The sequence below is a fragment of the Natronosalvus vescus genome (genome assembly GCF_023973145.1).
Classification (GTDB): Archaea; Halobacteriota; Halobacteria; order Halobacteriales; family Natrialbaceae; genus Natronosalvus; species Natronosalvus vescus.
Genome location: NZ_CP099546.1, coordinates 2,138,725 through 2,162,003, shown reverse-complemented (window position 1 = coordinate 2,162,003; position 23,279 = coordinate 2,138,725). Strand labels below are relative to the sequence as shown.

Genomic DNA, 23,279 nt, shown 5'->3' with positions numbered 1-23,279 from the left:
CGCGAGCGGTGGACGACGCTCGTGGTTGGTAACAGATGAGAAAAAGCCTAGGCCGGGATTTGAACCCGGGCTCTCGTCCTTACCAAGGACGCGCTTTACCGCTAAGCTACCCAGGCAGGCATGCGTTGGTTGACCGGAGTCGTCTTTATGGGTTTCGATTCCCCCCTGTGGGTGTGTCGGTGTGACACTGAACGCGACAGGAGCCGTACGTCCCTCGAGCGCGGCTACGGGTCGCCTGCAGACGTCACACGGTCGGTCGTGAGTTCGGTGGGTGGGCGTTCGAGATCCGGTTCGGCGTCCCGTTTCCGTTTTCGCCCCTGTTGCCGTTCCCGTTCCGGTTCGTACTCATCCACCGCATCCTCGAGTACCGATCGCGATGGTATACACTCCCCTGCTGGCGGAAACGATGCACCGACGTCGGCGGCGACGGTCGAGGCGACTTCGAGCAGCGCCGACGAGGTGTGGGCGTCGACGGCTGTCGCGCCGGTACAAACGGCCAGTTCCAGAACGTCGCGCTCGAGATTGGCGTCGAGGGCGGTGGCGTCGGCAGTCGTGGCGTCGGCCCGGAGCGTCTGATCACGGCCGAACTGGCGGACGGTGCGGACGGCGGTGGTGGCAGCGTCGGTACGCGCCAAGAGGTAGAAGCCGCGGGCGACGAGGATGTCGGCGGCGAGAATCTCGAGGTCGGCGCGGCCGTCGCCGGTGGTCTCGGCCCAGGGCTCCTCGTGGGCGAGCATCCTGGTGAGTCGCAGCCCTTCGTAGATGAGCTGGACGCCGGCGGCGTGGTGGGCGACGGCCTCGAGATTGAGTTCGGTGGGAGTGGCCGTCCGTGACACGGAGGATCCAGCGGTGGCGTCGCTCTCGGTTTCGCTCTCGGTTTCGCTCACGGTCGCAGTCGCAGTTGCGTTCGCGGTCGCGTTCGCACTCGCGCGCTCGAGAGCGCTCGCACACGCGAGGGTTAACACGCCGGGCGTCATCGATGCTGCCTCGAGCGTGTCGGTCAAGAACTCATTCAACGCTGCCGGTTCGACGTCCGAAATGGCGTCGCAGGCGGCTTGCCGACAGGTGTCGACCCGATCCATCAACAGGGGCTTACGGCGGAGCAGCCAAAGACCTTTGGAAAGACACCACCGACGGGGAGCATGATCGAGACCGAGACGACCGGCAGGGTTCGAACGATTCGATTCGCGCGCCCGGAGGCCCGGAACGCCCTCACCCGGGCGGGCCTCGAGACCCTCGAGGCGGCAGTGAAAGATGCCACGGAACCAATTCTCGTTCTCGAGGGTAACGGGTCGGCGTTCTGTGCGGGGGCGGATCTGGATCTGGTGGCCGGCCTCGATCGGACGGAAGCCGAGGACTTCGCCCGGTTGGGCCAGCGGGTTGCTCGCCTGCTCGAGTCGACTCGGGCGATTACCGTCGCCGCGATCGACGGGCCCGCCCGCGGTGGCGGCCTCGAGCTGGCGCTGGCGTGTGACCTCAGGGTCGGAACGCCGGCGTCGACGTTCGGCGAACCGGGGGTCACGTTCGGCCTGTTCGGTGCCTGGGGCGGGACGGTTCGGCTGCCTCGAATCGTCGGCGAGGGGAACGCGCTGGATCTCGCCTGTACGGGTCGGGTGATCGACGCCGAGGAAGCGTGTCGGATGGGACTGCTCTCAAAGGTCGTCGACGACCCGGTTGCAGTGGCGACGGCGATGGCCGAACATCCGCCGGAGACACTCGAGGTGTTGAAATCCCGCCTGCGGGACGACAGCGAGCGATCGGTTCAGGAAGACCGGGAAGCGACGGCGTTCGGACGGTTGGTCGAGACGTACGGCGAGGATGTCGCCGATCGACGATGAGCGACTCGAGCGGGGCGGGACGCACTCGCTCTGTGACGTCTCTCTGATTCGTTCTGGTCGCCGCAGATATGCTCCGTCGCGGGCACTTCCACGTCCATCTCTGTTCACTCGAGAACATGCGACCGGTCAAAGTGGCCAATTCGGCCGATTGAAAAGGGATTATCGCCAGGCCGCAAGTGTCGGCGCATCGTCCGCTCGCATCGAGAGCCAGGCACCATCTGCGGAGATGTCCGCAATAACGTACGTTTCGCGGCCGCCATCGGAGTCAATCGAACTGCAGACAGTGTCCGTAGACACGGACGTGTGGCACGTGTGATCCGTCACCATGAGAGGAGGTCACGTACTCGGACATATAAACCCGTCGGATCGGTTCTGTCGACGCCTGCCGAATCAGGCCTCCCGAAGCGAACACACAGAAGCACTGCCTTTATACCGATTTTCACCGTATCGAGGAGATATGAACGTAGCTGACGCAATGACGGCGCGCGACGACGTGGTCTCCGTCTCGCTGCCGGGAACCAGAACTGACGTACTCGAGTATCTCCAGGAGCGGTCGTTCTCGTCAGTGCCGGTCGTCCAGACCGACGACGGCACCGCCGAGTACCGGGGGCTCGTCACCCGCGAGTCGCTGATCGAACAGCCAGACGAGGATCAGCTGGTGATGTTGCTCGAGGACGTGCCGACGACGACCGCCGAGACGAGCATCGAGGAGATTGCCGAGGTGATGGTCGAGAGTGAGTCCCGTCGAATTCCGGTCATCGACGGGGAGTTCGAGGGAATTATCACGGTCACGGACGTCGTCCACACGATCGCGACGGGCGACGCCGAGACCGACGCCGAGGTCGGCGAGTACGCGACCCGAGACGTGAACACGACGTACGAGGGTGTCCCCCTGCCGGTCGCCGAACGCGAAGTTTACTACGCGAACGTCCCCTACGCGGTCGTCCTGGACGACGACGGGCGGATGAGTGGCGTCATCACGGAAGTCGACATCATCGACGTCGCCCGAATCGTCGAGGGCGAAGAGGAGACCGGGAACAATTTCCCGGATCAGGACGCCGATTACTCCTGGGAGGGGATCAAAGGTGTCGGCAGCCGAGCGCTCCCGACCCGGGACATCGAGTTGCCGGTCGGCCCGGTCAGCGAGTTCATGACCGAGGACGTCGTGACGGTCTCGAAAACCAAGACGATCGAGGGAGCCGCCCAGCTGATGATCCGCAACGACATCGAGCAGATTCCGATGGTCACCGGCGACGACCTCGTCGGTATCGTTCGCGACGTCGATCTGCTGCGCGCGCTGTATCACTGATTGGCCGATAGTTAGGCTCTCGCTCACGACGATCCCCCGGGTTTTCAGTTCATCTCGCGACGCCCCGTTCTGCAGGGCGCTCCTCGAGGCGACCGTAACACACGTCGATCGAACACGGTTCGAATGCACAGGATGACACGCCCTCACGCAGCCTCGAAAGTGACTTTTGTCCGGCGGGGCTCGGTACGGATGAGTATGACCGAATCGTTGCGCTCGTCGCGGTCACGTCGTCGTGTCGTGGCTGTCGACCGAGCCGAGCCCCGAACGGAGCTGATCGACCGATGAGTGAGCACGCGGAATCGACGAGCAGGAAGCTGACCGAACTCGCCAAGCGACGCGGCTACTTCTTCCAGTCCTCCGACGCGTACGGGGGCGTCGGCGGCTTCTACACGTTCGGCCCCCAGGGCGCAGCGTTGAAGGGGAACCTCGAGGACGCCTGGCACGACCGGTTCTCGGTGCAGGAGGGCAATCTGGAAATCGACGCGCCGACGATCATGCCCGAACCCGTCTTCGAGTCCTCGGGTCACCTCGAGACGTTCGACGACATGCTGGTGGAGTGTCCCGAGTGCGGCGAGAGCCACCGCGCCGATCACGTCGTCGAGGACAACACCGACTACGAGGACGCAGAGGGCCTCCCGATTCCGGATGTCGAGGAGATCATCGCCGAGTACGAACTCGTCTGTCCATCCTGTGGCGCCGGCCTCGCCGGCCAGGCCGTCGACGACTTCAACCTGATGTTCGCGACGAGCATCGGCCCCGGCGACTCCCAGCCGGGCTACCTCCGACCCGAGACCGCACAGGGCATCTTCGTCGAATTCCCGCGGCTCAAGGAGTACGCTCGCAATACCCTCCCCTTCGGCGTCACCCAGATCGGTCGCGCCTACCGCAACGAGATCAGTCCCCGGCGCTCGATCATCCGCACCCGCGAGTTCACCCAGGCCGAACTCGAGCAGTTCGTCGACCCAGAGGGCGACGGCCCCGACCTCTCGGGCGTCGAGAACGTCCAGGTGCGGCTGTACCCAGCGACTGAACAGCAAGCAGACAATGGCGACCTCCGCGAGACGACCATCGGCGAGGCCGTCGCCGACGGCACCATCGCAGATCCCTGGATCGCCTACTTCCTCGGCATCGCCCAGGAGTGGTACGAGTCCGTCGGCGTCGATCCCGACCGGTTCCGCTTCCGCCAGCACCTCGCCGGCGAGCGCTCACACTACGCGAGCGACTGCTGGGACGCCGAAGCGCTGATCGACGGGAGTGAGGAATCGGACGATTCCGAACAACGGAAGTCGGCGGAGCCGTCTTCCGGTTATTGGATCGAGATCGCCGGCTTCGCCCACCGCGGCGACTACGACCTTTCGAAACACGCCGCGGGCTCCGGCGAGCGCTTCACCGTCTTCCGCCAGTACGACGAGCCACAGACCGTCGAGCGCGCCACCGTCGATCCCGACATGAGCTACCTCGGCCCCCAATTCGGCGGCGGCGCCGGTACGGTCGTCGATGCGCTCCAGGCGCTGGCTGCGAGCAATCGGGAGGCGTTCGACGGCGACACCGTCGAGATTGACCTCGAGGGCGAAACCCACGAGATCCCCGTCGAAAAGACCGGCTTCGCCGTCGAGGAGGAAACCATCGCGGGCGAACACGTCACCCCCCACGTCATCGAACCCTCCTTCGGCGTCGACCGACTGCTCTACACCGTGCTCCATCACGCCTACGCCGAGGACGAAGTCGACGGTGAAGATCGGACGTACCTCGAGCTCGAGCCCGAAGTCGCCCCGACGTTCGTCGGCGTCTTCCCGCTCCAGAGCGACGACGACCTCGAGGAGACGGCCCGGGAGGTCGCGAAAGCGGTACGCGCGGCCGGCCTCTCGGTCACCTACGACGACTCGGGCAACATCGGCCGCCGCTACCGTCGACAAGATGAGGTTGGCACCCCATTCTGCGTGACGGTGGACTACGAGAGCCTCGACGACGGCGCGGTGACCGTCCGCGAACGCGATTCGACCGCCCAGAAGCGCCTCCCGATCGACTCGCTGGCAGAGACGCTGTCGGCGCTGCGTGCGGGCGACGTCGCTTTCGAGGAACTCGAGTCGTAGGCGTGGACATTGGGCGGTCGCCACGGTCGTTACCACGCGTCGCCTCGAGGCCGGGCGCAAGCCAAACGATTTTATCGGATTTCGTGATAGTGCCGGTATGGCACCGGCGTCGACGCAGTGGGAGTACGAGACGGTCAGACCCCCTCGCGAAGCGACGATGCGGGAAGCCGACGATCCGAAGGCGTTGCTCAACGAGTACGGCGCCGACGGATGGGAGTTCGTCGACACCATCGACTACACCGAAGGAGGGACGAAGTACCTCGTCTTCAAGCGGCCGATCGGTGACGACGATGACTGACGATCAGGTTAGCACCGCCGACACGATGCGCGAACGGGCCGACGAGAGTCGCCTCAAAATCTGGCTGCTCATCGGCGCCAACCGCCTGGTCGTCACCGGCGTGGTGGCCGTCACCTTCTTCGTCCTCTTCATGCTCGGGGCGCTGCTCGAGCCCCGACTCTCGACGCTCCTCCAGGAACGGGCCGTGATCGAAGCGATGTTCTCCTCGATGCTGACGGCGATCATCACCGCCGTCACGCTGGTCGTCACGATCGGTCAGCTCATCGTCTCCCAGGAGAACGGCCCCCTCGGCGAGCAACGTCAGCGGATGAGCGCGACGATGGACTTTCGCGGCTACGTCACCGAACTGGTCGGCGAACCAGCCCCCGCCGATCCCTCGGCGTTCATCAGCAGCATCGTCGAGGCCGCACGCACGCGAGCGATCGACCTTGAGGACGCCATCGAGGGGACGGACGACGAGGAGCTCGCGGACGAAATCGAGGAGTTCGTCGACAGCATTACGGGTAACGCCGACACCGTCACCGACAAGATCGAGGGTGCCTCCTTTGGAACATTCGACGTCGTCTACGCCGCGATGGACTTCAACTACGGCTGGAAGATCTTTCAGGTCGAGCGCATCCAGGACGAGTACGAGGACGTGCTCGATCCGGAGCAACAGGACGCACTCGAGGAGCTTCGCCGCGCACTCGTGATGTTCGGCCCCGCTCGAGAGCACGTCAAGACGCTGTACTTCCAGTGGGAGCTGATCAACCTCTCGCGGCTGATCCTCTACGTGAGCGTGCCAGCATTGCTCGTCAGCGGGATGATGCTCACCTTCGTCGGCGATCAGACCGTCGTCGGCACCACCTTCGGAGCCGAGAACCTGCTGTGGGTCGTCGCGGTCGCGTTCACGTTCACGCTCGTCCCGTTTTTCCTGCTGATGGCCTACATCGTCCGCGTGACGACGGTCGCCAAGCGAACGCTCGCCATCGGGCCGCTGATCCTGCGGGGCTCTCAGCGCTGACGCGGTCGTGATGGTGTCGGATCGAGACGCCGTCGAATCGACGTGACTGGTTCTCGGACTCGAGGGCAGCGTTCGACGCGGCCGTCGCCGTGGCGAAACGTAACCGACGAACTGAATATCCCGCCCGAGAACGATTCAGGAAATGGCCGACGAACTCAAGCGACGGCTCGTCCACGCCAGCGGCGCAGGCCTTGTCGTCCTCTACCTCCTCGCGAACGCCCTCGACCTTGGGCTGACCTGGCCCCGGTTCCAGGTGCTGATGGTCGTCCTCGCCCTGGGCACGATCGGTCTCGAGTTCCTGCGCCTCCGGGTTGGCCTCGAGTGGTGGATCTACGAGAAATTGACACGGGAGTACGAACAGAACCAGTTCGCCGGCTACGGCTACTACATGGTCAGCATGACCGTCGCCGTCCTCCTGTTTCCCGAGGAAATCGCGCTTCCGGCGATGTTGATGCTCGCCATCGGCGATCCGATCAGCGGTCTCGTCTCCGACAATACGCTCAAGCGCGTGAAACATCCCAAGACGCTCGTGACGATGTTCGTCGTCAGCACCGCTCTCGCGCTGCCGTTTTTCCTCGACGCGCCGCTGGTGGCCGTCGCCGCCGCTCTCGGCGCGACGATCGCCGACGGCGTCAAGCTCCGAATCAGGGACTTCATCGTCGACGACAACCTGACCATTCCGATCTACGCGAGCGTACTGGCGTATCTGACCCTCGAGTTCGTGCCGCTGTAGTCGCCGATTTCACGGTGACCCGTATTCTGTTCCCAGTCTCTCGCTTCTGGCGGGCGAAAACATAGATTCAGCAGCCGCCATCGTCTCCGTCCGCGTTCTCGATGACGGCGACCCCGTGTACCACAATCGCCTCGAGGTCGACGCTGCGGGAGGAAAATCGGGCTGGTGGCGGTGAGACGAGGGGGACGAGTTGGTATGGCGTAGGTGACTGTTAGCGCTCGAGGAACCGTCGATGGCACTCGAACTCGAGGGAACCAGAACACTCGAGACGTCCACAACGCTCGAGGCGAGAACCGTTCACTCCCGCCCGGTCCACTTCAGGAGCAACAGCGTGCCCTCGAAGAGGATGATCATGATGATCGCGACGATAATCGGGGCCATGAGCGTCGGGTCGACCGTGAACATGAACGAGAGCCCGGCGAAGGCCGCCCAGAAGTACAGGCGCTTCTCGGCGAGCCACCGGCGGGTCGTCACGCCCATCATCACCGCGAGGATGATGAACAGCGGGATCTGGAACACGATCGCGAGGAAACCGGTGAGCGTGATGATCAGGTTGAACGTCTCGCCGAGGGCGTAGGCGATTTCCGCGCTTCCGCGGGAGTAGAACGTGAAGTACTCGAACAGAATCGGGAGGACGACCGCGAACGAGAACAACATCCCGATCCCTGCGAGGATGACACTCGTGGGGACGGCCGCGAGGTAGTACTTGCGCTCGTGGGGATAAAGCCCGGGACGCATGAACAGGTAGCCCTCGTAGACCAGCATCGGAATCGCGACGATGATCCCCGCCAACGCGGCGACTTTGATCCGAGTCAGCCACAGCTCGAGCGGGTGATAGACGTGTGGCGGTTCGTCGACCGCCGAGGGGAAGACGAACTCCCAGATGATCCCGATCGCCTGTGAGGACCACAGGAGAGCGATCGCTGTCGCGGCCGAGCCGACGAGGAGGACGACCGCCAGTCGCATAACCATCTCCTCGATGTGGTCGGCGAGGGGCATCTCCTGGTCGTCCGGCGGGGTCGAAATCCCGCCGATGTCCTCGTCCGGTGAGGGATAGGTCGGCTCCTGACGCTCGCGGTTGTCGTCGTGGTGGCCGTGGCCGTCGGTTTTCGCCATTGGTTCCGGCGGTTCCGGTGGGGCTGGCGGATCCCGCGTTTCGGCGTCCGAGATGGACGTTTTCGGCTCGCCATCGATTTCACTCGAGTCGTCCTCGCGAGCCCGGTCATCGCCTCGAGACGCGCCGACGGCCCGAGGTCCCATCTGAGGGCGTTCCTCGAGCGGGAGGTCTTCGAACGGGGTGACTCCGGGAGGAGCGTCTCTGTGTTTGGTGAGGCCACCGGTGTCGGTATCGTTGCTGGCAGCGTCGTCGTCCGTGTCGACGTCCTCGCTGGTGTTGTCGCCGTCAGTATTGTCCTCGGCGTCGTCGTCCGCACCGTCCTGCGAGTCGTCGCTTTCCTCAGTGTCGGTGTCGTCGCTTTCCTCAGTGTCGGTGTCGTCGGCTGTCCCCTCGAGCGAACCGTCTCCGGAGGCGCTAGAATCAACATCCATCGCGTTTGCCGACCCGTCATCTTCGACCTCCTCGGTGGTACCCTCCTCGTCGTCATCCGAAGAACGCGTTCCCTCGCCACGACCGGCATCAGACTCGGCTTCAGCCTCCGCGTCCGCGTCCGACTCTGAGACTGGCCCGTCGTCGGTCTCGGCTGGTCGCCCGTCGGCAGTAGTCTCGGGTTCGTCACCGCCTGATTCGCCCGTCTCGTCGCTCGAGCGTGGCGACTCAGTGGGCGCTCCGCTGTCCGACCCCGCATCCGACTCGTCCGGCATCTATCGGGATATAGATAGGCCGCTGGTTATAGGCCTTTTTCTTACGCCACGCGGTTGCGGGACAGGTAACCATCCCCTACCCAACCCTCGAAACGGATTGACTCGAAAGGTTGATAACTGGATATAAGCTACCTTGGGGCACCGAATGAGCGCCATCGACGAGGATACCGTCCGTACTATCAACGCTGGGCGGGACACGCTTGGAGCGATGTTCTCGAGCGCCCAAGCGAACCTCCAGAAGGTCTTTATCATCTTCGTAATCGGCTTTATCGGCTCGTTTTACGCCCTGCGCCTCTGGATCTGGGACTTCCTCGAGGCGACGGCGAAAGCCGAGATGGCGACCCACGTCGCGGACAAGACGGACATCATCACGCGGACGCCGTTCGAAGTGATCTTGCTGCAGGCGAAAATCGGGATGATCGTCGGCGTCCTCATTGCGATTCCCGCCCTGCTCTATCTCTCCCGCGAGAAGCTGCGAGAGCGCGGCGTCCAGAGCGTCGTCCCCATCTCGAAGACGTACGTCGCCGGCTTCGTCCTTCTGTCGGCGGCCCTCTTCTGGACCGGCCTGTTTTACGCCTACGTCATCTTCTTCCCCTACGCGTTCGACTTCCTGGCGGGCAACGCCGTCTCGATGGGGATCAAGCCAAGTTTCGGCATCACCGAGTTCACTGAGTTCATCGCCCTCCTGACGATCTCCTTCGGGCTGGCCGCACAGCTTCCGCTGTTCATGAGCACGCTCTCGTACACCGAAATCGTCCCCTACGAAACCTTCCGCGAGAAGTGGCGTCACGCCATCGTCGCGATCACCGTCTTCGGGGCGCTGTTCTCGCCACCAGACCCGTTCACGCTGGTCATGTGGGCGACGCCGATGATCGTCCTCTACGTGTTCAGCCTCGGGCTGGCAAAACTCGTCGCCAACATCCGCCGGAAAGGCGCGGCCGAACTCGACAGCGGCACCAACCTGGTCAAACGGCGCGTCCTCCAGTTCGGCCTCGTCATCCTCTCGCTATCGACGGCAGCGGCCCTCGCCATCAGCTACGGCGGCTTCGAGTACCTCGAGGAGGAGGTCTACCCGACATTGCCGGCCTGGCTTCAGCCCGGCGGTGGTTCCCTGCTCGAGACGCTGCCGGCCGAACACGGTCTCCTGGGGGCTGCCGCCTCGGGACTCATCATCGGTCTCGTCGTTGCCTTCGCGATCCTGATCCTGTACACGCTCAAGGTGTTACAGAGCCCCGTCTATCCCCGGGAGTCGGCTATTCGGACGGCGACTGACCCCTCCGAGATCGACCTCGGGATGCTCGAGGCCGATGCGATCGAACGCGCCCCACCGGAGGTCTTCCTCAAGATGAGCGAGGACGAGGCCCTCGAGGAGGCACGGGAGGCGATGTACGACGACGAGAAGGAGAAAGCCCAGGCGATCCTCGACCGGTACGATACGCTCAACGCAGCGGCCGAGGAAGACGAGACGGGAGACGAAGACGTCGCAGGTGCCACAGCAGCGGGGGCCAACGCGGCCGCCGAGAGCGCCGGTGACGGGACTGACGACGGTGACGGCGGCAGCATCTTCTCGAGCACCGCCGCCGGCGTGCTCGATCCGTTCACCGAAGACGAGACCACCGAAGAGGACATCGGCGGCTACGCCTACGACCTCGCGTTCATCTTCAACAGTCTCACCTCCAAGATGTTCCGCCTGGTCGGCCTGTTCATGGCGGTCATGGCCGGGACGTTCTTCTGGCTCTACCAGGGCGGGGTCGGCGACACCCTCGAGTTGTTCCTCAATCGGATGCCCGATCACGTCCTCGAGACGGTCGCCATCGAGAACGACCTCGATCCCGAGGGGATGGACGCGGCGACGTTCCTCGAGCAAACCGACCTGGTCATCGCGCTCCACCCCGTCGAAGTGCTGATCTTCGCGGTGAAAATCAGTGTGCTCGCGGGCATCGTCGCCGTACTCCCCCTGTTGCTGTACTACGCCTGGCCCGCGGCCAGAGAGCGCGGCCTGGTTCGCGGCGACGAGCGGGTGTTCGTCGTCTGGGGCGGGGTGCTCGCACTCGGATTCGCTGCGGGTACCTACCTCGGCTTCTTCTGGATTGCACCCGCGGTGATCTCCTATCTGGTCGCGGACGCAATCGCCAACGGGATGGTGGTCTCCTACCGGATCAAGAGCTTCTTCTGGCTCGTGATCTTCACGACCGTCGGTATCGGCTTCCTGTTCAACATCATCGTCACGATGGCGCTATTCCACGTGGGCGGCATCATCAACTACCGGACGATGCTCCGACGCTGGCGACCGGTCGTCGTCGGTATTTTCACCTTCGCGGCGTTCGCCAGTCCACGAGGGATCCTGACGATGATCCTGCTCGCGACGCCGCTCGCGCTCACCTACGTGCTCGGGCTGGCCGTCCTCTACGTGCTGACGGCCGGCGGCCGACTGTTCGGCGGCGGTGGCAGTGGCGGCGACTCCGACCCGGGTTCGAAGCCGGATTCGGGAACCGGATCGGAGGCCGCCCAGGAACTCACCGCCGGTGGGAAGGGGAGCTCGACGGGCTCGCAGTTCATCGAGTGATCGATGGCCAACCCCGGACAAACGGCTTAAGAACCACGCCTTCGAAACACCCGGCATGCCAAAGATCAGCGTCGAGATCCCACAGGAACTGCTCGACGACCTCGACGAGCACGTCGGCGACGACGGCAAGTTCGTCAATCGAAGCGACGCGATTCGTTCCTCGATACGCAAAACGCTCGACATCCTCGACGAGATCGATGCCAGACACGACCGACTCGAGGACGAGCCCTGAGACGGACGTAATTCCGGCACACAACGACGGCAACCGTCTGAACCGACAATCAGCGAACGGCCACCGTCCGACTGTCGACGGCCGGAACCAGCGGCTCCTCGGGGAAGGCGACGCTGACGGTGTACTCGAGTTCGTCCGCGTCGGCACCGAAGACGCCGATCGGCACCCTCTCTGACTCGCGGAGATACGTCGTCGTGGCGGTCATCTCGATCCCGTTGACCGTCACGCGAATGCCCGCTTTCGCCGGTTCGCCGAGGTTGCGGACGGTGACCTCACAGACGGTGTTCTCGCCCGTCCCGATCGATTCGGGGAACGATCCCCACTCGACGTCGACGGCGGGGAGGGTCTGTGCACCCTCGTACACGCGCTCGGCGATGCTGTCGCCGAGACCCGCTTCGACGAGGCCCGGGACGCCCGCCTCGACAACGTCGCCGGGCGTCGCCAGCCCTTCTTTCGAGAGCTTGCTGGCACGGCCGGGGCCGACGCCGTCGATGGCCGTTAGCCCCACGGCGTCGTCGCTGACGCCGTTTTCGATCCGTGCCTCCAGCCGGCGTGCGAGGTTGGCGTCGTGGGGCGTTGCAAACCGCTCGAGGAACGCGCGCAAGGCGGCGAGCAGTCGGAGGGCGTTCCGACGAATCACCCAGGCGTCGCTCCGGAGGTCGGGCGGCGTGTTGCCGTTGTTGGCGGCACTTCGGAGGATGGCGAGTACCTTTCGCTGGCCGGCGTCGAGGTCGCCGGTCTCCTGGCCAACGAGCACCGCGCTGATGGCGTCGCGTTCCGACTGACGGGCGGAGACGGAGTCGAACTCGGTCGCGGTCGCGACGGCCTGGAGGACGTCGCCCGCCTCGAGGGGATCCGAATCGTCGTCGACGGCGTGATCACACAGCGCGGCGAATCCAGCGGCGGTCTCCAGTCGGAGGTAGTACGTCGAGGTGAGCACCCCACGAGGCGTCGCCTCCACGGAGAGATCCTCGCCGGTTTCGACGAAGCCCTGGTCGACCAGTTCCTCGAGGCAGTCGCGAACCCGCCGACGAAGGTGCTGGAAGTCGTATTCCTCCGGCTTCGATTGCCCGCGAACGTAGTAGAAGGTCGTCTCGAGCCACTCCATCACGTCGTCCAGATCGGTGATGGTACCCATCGCAATCTCGGCGTTGAGGTGGGTCGGCAGGCTCTCGGAGAGGCGGGATTCGATCTCCTTGCCGTCTCGCAACAGGCGCCGGTACTTGTCGGCATCCGCCGTATCGCAGACGACCCAACCGTAGCCGACGTCGTCGTAGCCCGGCCGACCCGCCCGGCCTAACATCTGGAGCACGTCGAGAGGACTCATGTCGACTTCGCCCTCGAGCGGGTCGTGGTACTTCGTATCGCGGATGACGACGCATCGGGCGGGGAGGTTGACCCCCCAGGCGAGCGTCGAGGTCGAAAACAGGAGTTCGATCTTCCCCTGCTTGAACCACTCCTCGATCAGATCCTTGTCGTTCTTCGAGAGGCCAGCATGGTGGAAGGCGACGCCGTCTAATGCCGAGTTTCGGAGGGTATCGTTCTCGAGGCGTTTGGTTTCGGTATGAAAGTCGTAGTCGCCGCGAGCCCCCATCTCGACGTCCCGTTCGGCGATTTCGTCGCGCGCCTTCTCGGCTGCCCGGACGGTGTCCTGTCTCGAGGCGACGAACACGAGCGCCTGGCCGTCCTCCCTGAGGTGGGGTTCGGCGAGGTCGAGTGCCCGGTAGAGGCGTCGGTATTTGTCGGCGAAGGTGTTCTCGCCGTGGGTGTACGTTTTGACGCCCGCGTTGAGGTCGACGGGGCGATACTCGTCGCCGAACACAAACGTACAGTCGGGGGGTGCGTCGAGCCAGGCCGCCACGTCGTCGACGTTCGGCATGGTCGCCGAGAGCGCGACGACACGCGGGTCACAGAGTCGGCGCAGGCGAGAGACCGTCACTTCGAGTACCGAGCCGCGGCGTTCGGCGTCGAGGAGGTGTACCTCGTCGATGACGCAGACGTCGATGTCCGTCACGAACCCGTAGCGCGGGGAGTCGTGTTTTCGAGTCGCCGAGTCGAGTTTCTCGGGCGTCATCACGAGGATGTCCGCGCGGGCGGCCTGGCGCGGGTTCAAGTCCCGTTCGCCGGTGACGACGTACACCGAGTAATCAAGCGACTCGAAGCGTTCCCAGTCGGCTTCTTTCTCGTTCGTTAGCGCACGAAGCGGGGCGATAAACAGCGCCGTCCCGCCGTCGGCGAGGGCGTTACAGATCGCGAGTTCGGCCAGCGCCGTCTTGCCCGAGGCGGTGGGCGCGCTCGCGACGACGTTGTCCTCGCACTCGAGCAACGCCGGCAGCGCCTCGCGTTGCATCCGATTGAACGCCTCGAAGGCAAAGGCATCGGCAAAGTCAGGGAGAACCTCAGCGACCTCCATTACTCGGACAGGGGGTATGCCCCGTGAAAGGCGTTTCTGTCGCGGTCGATCAGGGGTGTACCGGACGGCGACCCGTCGGTTTATACCCGGCCCCAATGTCGCTTACTTCGGCGAGTTCCGCCGACTCACCCCTTCGAGCTGATCGTTGAGGTGTGCGGCAGCCCGTTCGGGACGCGGCGTAAACCGGAAGGTCAGTTCGGGGTCAGCCGAGCCTGCGGTGTACACTGTTAGGTCACCGTACCCCAGCAGACGGCCGAGATACCCCTGCTGGAGGCTCGTGTTCTGAATCCGCTCGAGGCGGAACTGCGTGACGTCTCGCGAGACGACGCCGTGTTTTTGGTACAACTCTCCCGACGTCAGCACGTACCGGGTGTTCGTCCAGAAGACGTAGCCCACGAGCAACACGCCGAGGCCGACGGTCGACAACACAAGTCCCGTTGCCGTCACGAGCTGATTGCTGTTCGTCGCCGACAGCGCGAGAAAGAACATCCCCAGCAACACGAGTCCCAGCCCGAGCGGCAACCGCCACCCCATTGCGATCGGATGCGGACGGCTCTGCCAGACGACGGTTTCGCCGTCGCTCAGGTGGAGCCAGTCCGCGTCGAAATCGTTCCCCATGGGCCGGCTACGACGAACTGGCTCAAAAACATCGATACCGATTCTCACGTATCGATTCTCCGACTCTGCACGGTTTCGTCTCCAAATCCTCGGTCGACTCGAATCGACGTACGATTGTCACGAAAACCGTCGTCGGTCGAGGCCGATACTGGCAGTTGTGAGTCGTTCTTTTACACCCGGTATACGACCAAAACATCTACCGAAAATCCAAATAGAGTAACGAGATTCGCTGAATTAGAGCAAACCCGAGGCGCCCGTTCCAAACCGAATTTATGGACGTATGTTGCTATGGAATAGGAGAAACGATTGTTTTTCAAATTCTCACCGGCAAAGTCAAAATATAAGAAGGAAAAATATATAAGCAGTCAACCAGCCATTAACAAACATGTGTGATTGACGTTATCACGCTAATATCCCAACGGTCTCCGCACCAAGAAGGGTGCCAAATTGGGTACCAAACGTACGTAAGTGCACTGTAGTCAACCACCGATCGACAATCCGCCAAACGCTATACGGAAACTCATGTCCAAAAAAACGCACGACGTTCACTCACGTATCGACCGCCGACGAATTCTCCAGGGAATCGCTGCCACCAGCGCTGCTGCCGTCGCCGGTTGTATCGGCGGTGACGACGATGGCAACGGTAACGGTAACGGCAACGGTAACGGTGATTCCGACATCGAGGATGCCCTCGACCGCAACGAGGTCGATCTCGACGAAGTCGTCGAGGGAGGCCGCCTCGAGTTCGCCATCCCCCGTGAGGACATCTCCGATTACGATGCCGCACAGAGTACCGCCGCAGAGGACACGACGGTTCTCTCGACCGTCTACGATGGTCTCCTGACGACGAACACCGAAGGGGAGACGGTTCTCTGGATGGCCGAGGAGTACGATGTCGACGTTTCCAACGACGTCGACGTCCTCGACTACGAGTCGTACATGCGCGAAGAGGAAGTCGTCGAGGTGTCCGACGGGTTCCCGTTTTACGATCTCGAGGAGAACAACATGGCACTTCTCCAGCATCCCGACGACCTGGAAGGGGTCGAGGAAGGCGACACCGTTCGCATCCTGACCCGCGAAGAGGCCGGCGATGCCGTCGCTGACGGCGTCTTCGGCACCCGCGTCGAAGGTAGACTCCACGAAGGGATCGAGTTCCACAACGGCGAGGAGCTCACGGCCGAAAACATCGTCCGATCCTACGACCGATTCGTCGGCTCGGACAATCAGGGCCAGGTCTTCGACAGCTTCCTCCACGCCGAAGCACCGGACGGCGACGACGGCTACACGTTCGAACTGTACTCACAGACGGCCGACGCACAGGCGTTCTTGCAACTGCCACCGATCGAAATCTTCCCGTCCGAGCACTTCGATGTCCCCGCAGGTGAGTTGGATCCACGCGACGACGAGGACATGGTTCCAATCGGTACCGGTCCATACCGGATCGAAACGGTCGAAGAAGCCTCACAGCTCGTCCTGGTCAAAAACGAAAACTACTGGCTCGAGGATCTCGGTCTCGACGCCCTCCCGTGGTGGGACGGCCCCGAGGAGTTCCCCGCCGGCCCCGTCATCGACGAGATCAACATTCGGTTCGTTCCGGAAAGTGCCCAGCGATCTGCGGCACTCGAAGACGGTGACGTCGACATCGCCTACGAGCTGCAGTCCGACGCCCGGAACAGCTTCTACGATTCCGACGACTACGTCGTCTCGGGGACGCCGGGAACCGGGTTCAAGTTCTTGCAGTTCCCCGTCGACGAGACCGACGAGGGTGGGGCGTTCGCCGAACCGGAGATCCGACGGGCGGTCAGTGTCCTGGCCCCCCGCCAGACGATCGTCGACATCGTCGAGCAGGGGTGGGGTGACCCGGCACGTGTGCCGTTCCCGCTCCCAGCAGCGGATCTGGCGACCCAGGGAGAGTACGAGGATCTGTTCGACGAGGATTGGGCGTACCCGGCCGAACCGGACGTCGAACAGGCCGAACAACTCATCGAAGAGTCGAGTCTCGAGGCCCCGGTCGACGTCATCATCCAGACCAACGCCGACGACGAAGAGCGAATCGACAAGATGCAACTCCTCGTCGACGAGTTGAACGCCAGCGAGCTGTTCAACGCGGAAATCGAGACGCCTGCGGCCCTCGGTGACTGGACCGCAGGTGACCTCTACCAGGAAGAAGCACGAACAGAGAACAGCGAACGGAATGCAGCCGCCTGTATCGGACTCGCGAGCGGGTTCGACCCGCACGGCTACGCTGAAGCGATCCACGACCCGGACAACTACAACGGCTGCTGTAACTTCTTCTTCCCGGAAGGAACGTTCGACGACGAGTTCGTCGACCTCCTACGCAGTTGCCGCTTCGGTGAAGACGTTTCGGCCGACGAAGATCTCCGTCGCAGTCGGTACGACGAGTTGTGGCCCGAAATCGCCGAGCTGTCGGCGAATACGATCATCGACTACTCGCTGACGACGATCTGTTCGAACGACGAAGTCGTCGGACTGAACGCCCATCCAGCGACCCAGTCGCTCCTGAGCTACGCACTACACTCGCCGGTCGACGAGCAGCTCATCTACCTGGATCGCGACGAGTAAGCCCAGCGATACCTCCCTTTCATAGTTATGAGTTTACGACGATTCGTTCTGAGGCGGGTGCTGGCGTCGATTCCAGTGTTATTTGGCGTTTCCGTGATTACCTTCGCGTTGATCCACCTCACGCCGGGTGACATCGTCGATCTGATGGTCGCGAACAATCCGGACGCCTCGGCCGCAGACGCGGCGGCGCTCCGTCGGGACTTGGGCCTCCACCTCCCGATATGGGAACAGTACCTCGTCTGGCTGACCGACATACTGACCGGAGACCTCGGTGAGGTGTACTCCCGCGGCCCTGACGTACAGGGAATGATGCTCGCTCGACTCCCCGAGACGATCGCGCTCGGCCTGTTCGGATGGGTGTTCGCCCTGTTAATCGCCATCCCCGGCGGGATTTACGCCGCAGTCAATAAGGATCAATTCGGTGACGACGTCAGCCGATTCGCCGCACTGTCGGGTATCTCGATCCCGAACTTCTGGCTCGGGCTGATGTTGATCGCCATCTTCGCGGTGGAACTCAACTGGTTCCCCGTGCTCGACCCACAGACGAGCCTCCTCTCTCGAGAGATGCTGTGGTGGTTGATCCTCCCAGGGATCACGATCGGGACGGCCGCATCCGCCAACCTGATGCGTATCCTGCGAACCTCGATGGCCGAGGAGATGAACAAAGAGTACGTGACCGCCGCGCGGGCCAAGGGACTCCCGGAACGAACCGTCATCATGAAACACGTGTTACGAAACTCGCTGATTTCGGTCGCGACGGTCGCCGCGTTCTTGACCGCAGGCATCGTCTCGGGGTCGGTCGTCGTCGAGGTGGTGTTCGGCTGGCCCGGCCTCGGTGCCTTGCTCATCGAAGCGATCAATCTTCGAGAGATCAACCTACTGCTCGCGATTACCCTGTTCGTTGGAGTGTTCATCGTGATTGCAAACCTGCTTGCGGACATCGTGTACGCGTTGCTCGATCCGCGAATTCGAGACGAGTATTAACTACTACCTATGTCAACACAACGAGGAAGGATCAAGATATCCGGGTTCGACCCCGACCGCGTAACCGAGAAGGATGACGCCGTCTGGAGTGACGACGAAGACACCGTGGTCATGAGCCGCTGGCGGCGGATCGTCAACCAGATAATCGTCGATCGGCTCGCACTGATCGGACTTGCCGTCGTCGTACTGATGCTGTTTGCGGTGGTCTTCTCACGACCCGTTTCGATATTCGGGACGACGATACAACCGTTCGATATCGCCCCCTACGATCCTGCACGAACCGGTGTCGGTGACCGATACGACTCGCCATCACTCACCCATCCGATGGGGACTGATCGACTCGGGAGGGACATGTTCTCGCGGGTTCTCGTGGGCTCTCGCTACAGCGTCTCTATCGGGTTCATCGTGACGGCGATCGCGGCGACGTTCGGCGTCCTTTACGGTGGCATCTCGGGCTACTTTGGCGGCTGGGTCGACGAGATCATGATGCGTGGGCTCGACGTCGTGTTCGCGTTCCCGGGACTCGTTCTCGCGCTGTTGCTCGTCGCCATGTTCGGTGGCGGCTTCTGGCAACTGACCGCCGCGTTTGCCCTCGTCGGCTGGGCGATTTACGCCCGCCTCATTCGGGGCGAGATTCTGAAGGTCAAACAAAACGAGTACGTGTTGGCCGCGAAAGCCCTCGGCGCACGGGACAGAAGCGTCCTCTTCAAACACGTCATCCCGAACGCGATCGCCCCCGTAATCGTCCAGGCGACGCTCAGCATCGGTACCGTCGTCATCGGAGTCGCAGCCCTCGGGTTCCTCGGCCTCGGATTCGATCCGGGGACGCCGGAGTGGGGGACGATCCTCGACGCCGAAGCGGATACGCTGATGTCCGGCCCCGACTCCGACTGGCACTGGTGGGCAACGGTGTTCCCCGGGCTGATGATCTTCCTCTTCGTCATGTCGATGAACATGGTCGGTGACGCCGTCAACGACGCACTCGACGCACAGGTCGACAACGTCAACCACGGAGGTGGTGGATAATGGCGCTCCTCGAGGTCGACGACCTCACCGTGAACTTCTACACGGCCGAGGGGGTCGTCACCGCCGTCGACGAACTCTCCTATCAGATCGAACGCGGGGAGAAATTCGGCGTCGTCGGCGAAAGTGGCGCCGGAAAGAGCGTTACCGCACTGTCGCTGCTACGCCTGATCGAGAGTCCCGGCGTCATCGAGAGCGGGGAGATTCGCTTCGACGGCGAGGACGTCCTCGAGATGAGCGAAAAGGAGGTCAGGAGTATCCGGGGCAATCGGATCGCGATGATCTTCCAGGACGCCCAGACGGCACTCAATCCCGTGTACACGGTGGGCGAACAGATCGCCGAGGCGATCAGACACCACCTCGATTACTCCGACGCGGAGGCCAAAGAACGAACGATTCAGCTCCTCGATCGGGTTGGCATCCCCGATGCGGACACGCGATACTCGGATTTCCCACACGAGTTCTCCGGCGGGATGCAACAGCGCGTCGTCATCGCGATGGCGCTCTCGTGCGACCCGGACATCCTGATCGCCGACGAGCCGACGACGGCACTCGACGTCACCACCGAGGCAAAGATCCTCAGTTTGCTCGAGGAACTGGCCGACGAGTTCGACACGGCCGTCCAGCTGATCACACACGACCTCGGCGTCGTCGCGGAGCTGTGTGACCGTGTGATGGTGATGTACGCCGGGCAACCGGTCGAAAAAGCGCCCGTCGAAGAGCTGTATTACGATCCCAAACATCCCTACACCGTCGGCCTCATGAGTTCGATTCCACGCGTCGGTGACGATCGGGATCGGCTCCAGACGATCCCAGGGACGATGCCCGACCTGATCGAGACGCCCTCGGGCTGTAGTTTCCACCCCCGGTGTCCGTTCGCCGAGGACGCCTGCGTCGAGACGGAACCGCCGCTGCTCGACCTCGACACCGGCTCAGAGACGACGCCAGCGACCACGCGCGCTGCGAAGTGTCTCGAGTACACCGGTGAGCTGGTGGAGGGGCTCGACTTCGAAGTGACGGTCGAGGGAGACGAACCCGTCCCCGAAGACCTGCGCACACAAACGAATACGAATACGATCTCTTCGGGTGACCACAATGAGTGACGAACCGATCCTCCGAACGACGGGGCTGACGAAGTACTACCAGTCGAGCAGTAGTTTCATCGACAACCTCCTGGGTCGCTCACACTGGGTCAAGGCCGTCGACGGCATCGACCTCGAGCTGTATCCGGGTGAGACACTCGGTGTTGTCGGCGAAAGTGGGTGTGGGAAAACCAGCCTCGGCCGGGCGATGTTACGTCTCATCGAGCCGACCGACGGATCGGTCTACTACTATCCACAGGAAGGGTCGTCCACATCGGACGCAGGGATGGACGAGGAGATCGACCTCATCGAAGTCTCGAGTAAACGACTGCGAAGCCTGCGAACCGACATTCAGTACATCTTCCAGGATCCGTTCTCGAGTCTCAACCCGCGATTGACCATCGGTGAGATCATCAAGGAACCGCTCAATATTCACGACATCGGTGACGAAAACGACCGTGACGCACGGGTACAGGAGTTGCTCGAGACCGTCGGACTCAACCCGAGTCACACTCACCGGTATCCACACGAGTTCTCCGGCGGTCAGCGCCAGCGTATCGGTATCGCTCGCGCACTGGCGGTCGATCCCGAGATCATCATCTGTGACGAACCGGTGAGTGCACTCGACGTCAGTGTCCAGGCCCAGATTCTGAACTTACTCGAGGATCTCCAGGAGGAGTTCGGCCTCTCGTACATCTTCATCGCTCACGACCTGAGCGTCGTCGAGCACATCTCCGATCGGATTGCCGTGATGTATCTCGGCGAGTTCGCCGAAGTCGGAACGACCGAGGAGATCTTCGCCTCGCCCTCGCATCCATACACGGAGGCGTTGCTGTCAGCGATCCCAGAGCCCGATCCGCTCTGGGAGGGTGAGAAGATCCTCCTCGAGGGTGACGTCCCGTCACCGCTGAACCCGCCGAGTGGCTGTCGGTTTCACACGCGTTGTCCGGACGTGATTCAACCGGCCGCAGTGGATCTCGATCAGACAACGTGGCGATCGGTGCTCGATTATCGCCTTCGTGTCGACGACGCGGAGTCGGTAACGAACGTGATCACGCTCACCGAAGAAGGTGAAGCGACCGACGGCGAGGCCCTCGATCTTTCCGCGTCGGCGTTCGAGAGCCGGGTGCGTGAGGAGTTCGGCCTGCCGTCACCGTTACCCGATCCCGAGGCAGAGACCGTTCTCAATCGATCGGTCGATCGACTCAGGAAAGACGACATCGAAGGCGCGGCCGCAGTGCTCGAAGACGCCTTTACGTCCCCATGTGAGGAGACAGTTCCCGAACCCGTGTCACGCAGCGAGACCCACGAAATCGCCTGTCTCCTGTTCGACGACGGTGTAGCCGAGCACGCAACGAGCGCCGATGGACGTTCCGACGCCGTCGCTGACGACTGATCACCGCTCTCGAAATCGTTTTGTCGGCAGGGCCGCTTGGTACTGGTTATGCGCCGGATTTACGACTCGCGGGCGGTCTCTCGGGACGACACGGATCCCTTCAAACCCGGTGAGGAGGAGTTCTTTCGACCGCAGTCGATGCGTTCGGTGAACGGCTCCGCCTGGAGCAAGCGGTTGATCCCACACTGGGTTCGCCATCGGGCCATTTCCGTCGACGTCTCCATCCCACAATCGACCTACGAGTCGGGGGCGACGATCCCGTTTCGCGTGACGATGCGAAATCGGCTTCCGATACCGATTACCGTCAGGACGCAGTCGCCGTTGCTCTGGTCGTGGCACGTCGACGACCACGAAGAGGCTTCACACGTTCAGCTTCGAAACCCACCGGACGAAGCGGGCGAGTTCAACTTCACTCGTGGCGAACGCGTGACGTTCCGAAAACAGTGGTCACAGCTGTTTCGAACGGGAAAACGCGAGTGGGAGCCAGCGGAGCCGGGAACGTACACGATCAGTGCGGCGATCAACGTCGACGACCCGGTCGGCGCTGCTCTCTACGACGAGACGACAGTCCACATCGAACCCTGAGTCGGCCCTGTTCGTGAATCGATGGTGTGCGGGAACTCGAGGTTGCGAACTCTGACGAGCGTACCAGGACTACTGACGAGCGTACCGAGACACGCCCGTCGGGTCACTTCGTCGGAACCGATCCTGGAACGAATTCGGCGAACAGCCGGTCACAGGCGTCACAGACGACAGGTGTGAGTTCCTGCTCCCCGGTAGGCGTCGGTCGGGAGCCTGGGTCGCCCATTACGACGGTGCCAGCACAGAACGGACACTCCTCCTGGAAGAGACGTAGCGACTGCAAGATCCGATATCGCTGGCGGCCCGGGACGTCGTCCCACTCCGCGGTTTGTTCCCTGAGCACGCAGTCGACCGCAACGTCGACGAGCAACGCTGCGTCCGATGACCAGTTGCGGATCGTGTGACGGATTTTGAACGCGGGCGTCGGTCGGTCGACACGCGAAACGGCCTCGACGTCGACACCGAACAGCGCCGCAATGTGATGGGAATCGACCCCGGATTCATCGACGGTCTCGAGTTTGGTGTTGACTGCTCGCTGGAACGCGTCGGTGAACTGGAGATTCGTTCCGTCCTCGGTTCGGGTAACCGCATCGGCCTCGAGCAGAAACGTTTCCGGATCGACGGCGTTCTCACGCCGGTACGCAATCCGATCCGCAGCCGTGCGCTCGGTCATACCTGTGGGTTCCGATTGCTCGCTCAAAGGCG

At 62.8% G+C, this 23,279-nt stretch carries 20 protein-coding genes and 1 tRNA gene; 14 read left to right on the top strand and 7 right to left on the bottom strand.

Features of this window, described 5'->3' with window-relative positions; genetic code table 11:
- Positions 1 to 44 precede the first annotated feature (44 nt).
- Positions 45 to 116, bottom strand: a tRNA-Thr gene (locus tag NGM68_RS10265).
- A 108-nt stretch (positions 117 to 224) separates the two neighbouring features.
- The gene (locus tag NGM68_RS10260) at positions 225 to 1,082 is read right to left on the bottom strand and encodes a DUF7114 family protein (protein ID WP_252698035.1); all 858 of its coding nucleotides are present in this window, start codon (positions 1,080 to 1,082) and stop codon (positions 225 to 227) included.
- A 60-nt stretch (positions 1,083 to 1,142) separates the two neighbouring features.
- On the opposite strand from NGM68_RS10260, the gene NGM68_RS10255 reads away from it, so the two are divergent.
- Entirely contained in the window at positions 1,143 to 1,838 is a 696-nt protein-coding gene (locus tag NGM68_RS10255; RefSeq protein ID WP_252698034.1) for an enoyl-CoA hydratase/isomerase family protein, read from the top strand.
- A gap of 159 nt (positions 1,839 to 1,997) precedes the next feature.
- On the opposite strand, the gene NGM68_RS10250 is transcribed toward NGM68_RS10255, so the two are convergent.
- Complete coding sequence (locus NGM68_RS10250) at positions 1,998 to 2,165, bottom strand: DUF7556 family protein (RefSeq protein ID WP_252698033.1); 168 nt, start codon at positions 2,163 to 2,165, stop codon at positions 1,998 to 2,000.
- Positions 2,166 to 2,295: 130 nt separating this feature from the next.
- On the opposite strand from NGM68_RS10250, the gene NGM68_RS10245 reads away from it, so the two are divergent.
- From NGM68_RS10245 to NGM68_RS10225, 5 genes are all read left to right on the top strand, one after another.
- Complete coding sequence (locus NGM68_RS10245) at positions 2,296 to 3,147, top strand: CBS domain-containing protein (protein WP_252698032.1); 852 nt, start codon at positions 2,296 to 2,298, stop codon at positions 3,145 to 3,147.
- A gap of 281 nt (positions 3,148 to 3,428) precedes the next feature.
- Complete coding sequence (gene glyS / locus NGM68_RS10240) at positions 3,429 to 5,240, top strand: glycine--tRNA ligase (protein WP_252698031.1); 1,812 nt, start codon at positions 3,429 to 3,431, stop codon at positions 5,238 to 5,240.
- Between the two features lie 97 nt (positions 5,241 to 5,337).
- On the top strand, positions 5,338 to 5,538 hold the full coding sequence (sp36, locus tag NGM68_RS10235; protein WP_252698030.1) for a Sp36 family protein: 201 nt from the start codon (positions 5,338 to 5,340) through the stop codon (positions 5,536 to 5,538).
- A complete protein-coding gene (locus NGM68_RS10230) occupies positions 5,531 to 6,541 on the top strand; it encodes a DUF7972 family membrane protein (protein WP_252698029.1) in 1,011 nt (336 codons plus the stop codon). Before sp36 ends, NGM68_RS10230 begins: the two co-directional genes overlap by 8 nt.
- 142 nt (positions 6,542 to 6,683) lie before the next feature.
- Complete coding sequence (locus tag NGM68_RS10225; RefSeq protein ID WP_252698028.1) at positions 6,684 to 7,274, top strand: diacylglycerol/polyprenol kinase family protein; 591 nt, start codon at positions 6,684 to 6,686, stop codon at positions 7,272 to 7,274.
- Positions 7,275 to 7,571: 297 nt separating this feature from the next.
- Here the strand turns inward: NGM68_RS10225 and tatC are convergent, their stop codons facing one another.
- The gene (gene tatC, locus NGM68_RS10220) at positions 7,572 to 8,534 is read right to left on the bottom strand and encodes a twin-arginine translocase subunit TatC (protein WP_252701412.1); all 963 of its coding nucleotides are present in this window, start codon (positions 8,532 to 8,534) and stop codon (positions 7,572 to 7,574) included.
- A gap of 706 nt (positions 8,535 to 9,240) precedes the next feature.
- On the opposite strand from tatC, the gene NGM68_RS10215 reads away from it, so the two are divergent.
- Together NGM68_RS10215 and NGM68_RS10210 are read left to right on the top strand one after the other, a co-directional pair.
- Complete coding sequence (locus NGM68_RS10215) at positions 9,241 to 11,661, top strand: twin-arginine translocase subunit TatC (RefSeq protein ID WP_252698027.1); 2,421 nt, start codon at positions 9,241 to 9,243, stop codon at positions 11,659 to 11,661.
- 55 nt (positions 11,662 to 11,716) lie between these two features.
- On the top strand, positions 11,717 to 11,893 hold the full coding sequence (locus NGM68_RS10210) for a ribbon-helix-helix domain-containing protein (protein WP_252698026.1): 177 nt from the start codon (positions 11,717 to 11,719) through the stop codon (positions 11,891 to 11,893).
- A 49-nt stretch (positions 11,894 to 11,942) separates the two neighbouring features.
- On the opposite strand, the gene NGM68_RS10205 is transcribed toward NGM68_RS10210, so the two are convergent.
- A complete protein-coding gene (locus NGM68_RS10205) occupies positions 11,943 to 14,306 on the bottom strand; it encodes a DEAD/DEAH box helicase (RefSeq protein WP_252698025.1) in 2,364 nt (787 codons plus the stop codon).
- 102 nt (positions 14,307 to 14,408) lie between these two features.
- Positions 14,409 to 14,924 (bottom strand): PH domain-containing protein, encoded by a 516-nt coding sequence (locus NGM68_RS10200; RefSeq protein ID WP_252698024.1) that lies wholly within the window; start codon positions 14,922 to 14,924, stop codon positions 14,409 to 14,411.
- Positions 14,925 to 15,446: 522 nt separating this feature from the next.
- Between NGM68_RS10200 and NGM68_RS10195 the strand changes: the two genes are divergently transcribed.
- From NGM68_RS10195 to NGM68_RS10170, 6 genes are read left to right on the top strand one after another with little or no spacing between them, the layout of a single operon-like run.
- Positions 15,447 to 17,507, top strand: coding sequence for an ABC transporter substrate-binding protein (locus tag NGM68_RS10195; RefSeq protein ID WP_252698023.1), 2,061 nt, complete (start codon positions 15,447 to 15,449; stop codon positions 17,505 to 17,507).
- A 27-nt stretch (positions 17,508 to 17,534) separates the two neighbouring features.
- Positions 17,535 to 18,491, top strand: a complete 957-nt coding sequence (locus tag NGM68_RS10190) for an ABC transporter permease (RefSeq protein WP_252698022.1) — start codon at positions 17,535 to 17,537, stop codon at positions 18,489 to 18,491.
- Positions 18,492 to 18,500: 9 nt separating this feature from the next.
- Complete coding sequence (locus NGM68_RS10185) at positions 18,501 to 19,517, top strand: ABC transporter permease (protein WP_252698021.1); 1,017 nt, start codon at positions 18,501 to 18,503, stop codon at positions 19,515 to 19,517.
- Complete coding sequence (locus NGM68_RS10180; protein WP_252698020.1) at positions 19,517 to 20,617, top strand: ABC transporter ATP-binding protein; 1,101 nt, start codon at positions 19,517 to 19,519, stop codon at positions 20,615 to 20,617. Before NGM68_RS10185 ends, NGM68_RS10180 begins: the two co-directional genes overlap by 1 nt.
- Positions 20,610 to 21,992 (top strand): ABC transporter ATP-binding protein, encoded by a 1,383-nt coding sequence (locus tag NGM68_RS10175; protein WP_252698019.1) that lies wholly within the window; start codon positions 20,610 to 20,612, stop codon positions 21,990 to 21,992. The genes NGM68_RS10180 and NGM68_RS10175 overlap by 8 nt, the downstream gene beginning before the upstream one ends.
- A 48-nt stretch (positions 21,993 to 22,040) precedes the next feature.
- Positions 22,041 to 22,577 carry a DUF7974 family protein gene (locus NGM68_RS10170; protein ID WP_252698018.1) on the top strand — a complete coding sequence of 179 codons (537 nt, stop codon included), beginning with the start codon at positions 22,041 to 22,043 and terminating at the stop codon, positions 22,575 to 22,577.
- A 103-nt stretch (positions 22,578 to 22,680) separates the two neighbouring features.
- Here the strand turns inward: NGM68_RS10170 and NGM68_RS10165 are convergent, their stop codons facing one another.
- Positions 22,681 to 23,247 (bottom strand): DUF8054 domain-containing protein, encoded by a 567-nt coding sequence (locus tag NGM68_RS10165; protein WP_252698017.1) that lies wholly within the window; start codon positions 23,245 to 23,247, stop codon positions 22,681 to 22,683.
- Positions 23,248 to 23,279 lie beyond the last annotated feature (32 nt).

Bases quoted from the DNA above. Each gene is read 5' to 3' on its own strand.
- NGM68_RS10260 (WP_252698035.1), bottom strand. From the start codon at position 1,082: ATGGATCGGGTCGACACCTGTCGGCAAGCCGCCTGCGACGCCATTTCG.
- NGM68_RS10255 (WP_252698034.1), top strand. From the start codon at position 1,143: ATGATCGAGACCGAGACGACCGGCAGGGTTCGAACGATTCGATTCGCG.
- NGM68_RS10250 (WP_252698033.1), bottom strand. From the start codon at position 2,165: ATGGTGACGGATCACACGTGCCACACGTCCGTGTCTACGGACACTGTC.
- NGM68_RS10245 (WP_252698032.1), top strand. From the start codon at position 2,296: ATGAACGTAGCTGACGCAATGACGGCGCGCGACGACGTGGTCTCCGTC.
- glyS (WP_252698031.1), top strand. From the start codon at position 3,429: ATGAGTGAGCACGCGGAATCGACGAGCAGGAAGCTGACCGAACTCGCC.
- sp36 (WP_252698030.1), top strand. From the start codon at position 5,338: ATGGCACCGGCGTCGACGCAGTGGGAGTACGAGACGGTCAGACCCCCT.
- NGM68_RS10230 (WP_252698029.1), top strand. From the start codon at position 5,531: ATGACTGACGATCAGGTTAGCACCGCCGACACGATGCGCGAACGGGCC.
- NGM68_RS10225 (WP_252698028.1), top strand. From the start codon at position 6,684: ATGGCCGACGAACTCAAGCGACGGCTCGTCCACGCCAGCGGCGCAGGC.
- tatC (WP_252701412.1), bottom strand. From the start codon at position 8,534: ATGGGACCTCGGGCCGTCGGCGCGTCTCGAGGCGATGACCGGGCTCGC.
- NGM68_RS10215 (WP_252698027.1), top strand. From the start codon at position 9,241: ATGAGCGCCATCGACGAGGATACCGTCCGTACTATCAACGCTGGGCGG.
- NGM68_RS10210 (WP_252698026.1), top strand. From the start codon at position 11,717: ATGCCAAAGATCAGCGTCGAGATCCCACAGGAACTGCTCGACGACCTC.
- NGM68_RS10205 (WP_252698025.1), bottom strand. From the start codon at position 14,306: ATGGAGGTCGCTGAGGTTCTCCCTGACTTTGCCGATGCCTTTGCCTTC.
- NGM68_RS10200 (WP_252698024.1), bottom strand. From the start codon at position 14,924: ATGGGGAACGATTTCGACGCGGACTGGCTCCACCTGAGCGACGGCGAA.
- NGM68_RS10195 (WP_252698023.1), top strand. From the start codon at position 15,447: ATGTCCAAAAAAACGCACGACGTTCACTCACGTATCGACCGCCGACGA.
- NGM68_RS10190 (WP_252698022.1), top strand. From the start codon at position 17,535: ATGAGTTTACGACGATTCGTTCTGAGGCGGGTGCTGGCGTCGATTCCA.
- NGM68_RS10185 (WP_252698021.1), top strand. From the start codon at position 18,501: ATGTCAACACAACGAGGAAGGATCAAGATATCCGGGTTCGACCCCGAC.
- NGM68_RS10180 (WP_252698020.1), top strand. From the start codon at position 19,517: ATGGCGCTCCTCGAGGTCGACGACCTCACCGTGAACTTCTACACGGCC.
- NGM68_RS10175 (WP_252698019.1), top strand. From the start codon at position 20,610: ATGAGTGACGAACCGATCCTCCGAACGACGGGGCTGACGAAGTACTAC.
- NGM68_RS10170 (WP_252698018.1), top strand. From the start codon at position 22,041: ATGCGCCGGATTTACGACTCGCGGGCGGTCTCTCGGGACGACACGGAT.
- NGM68_RS10165 (WP_252698017.1), bottom strand. From the start codon at position 23,247: ATGACCGAGCGCACGGCTGCGGATCGGATTGCGTACCGGCGTGAGAAC.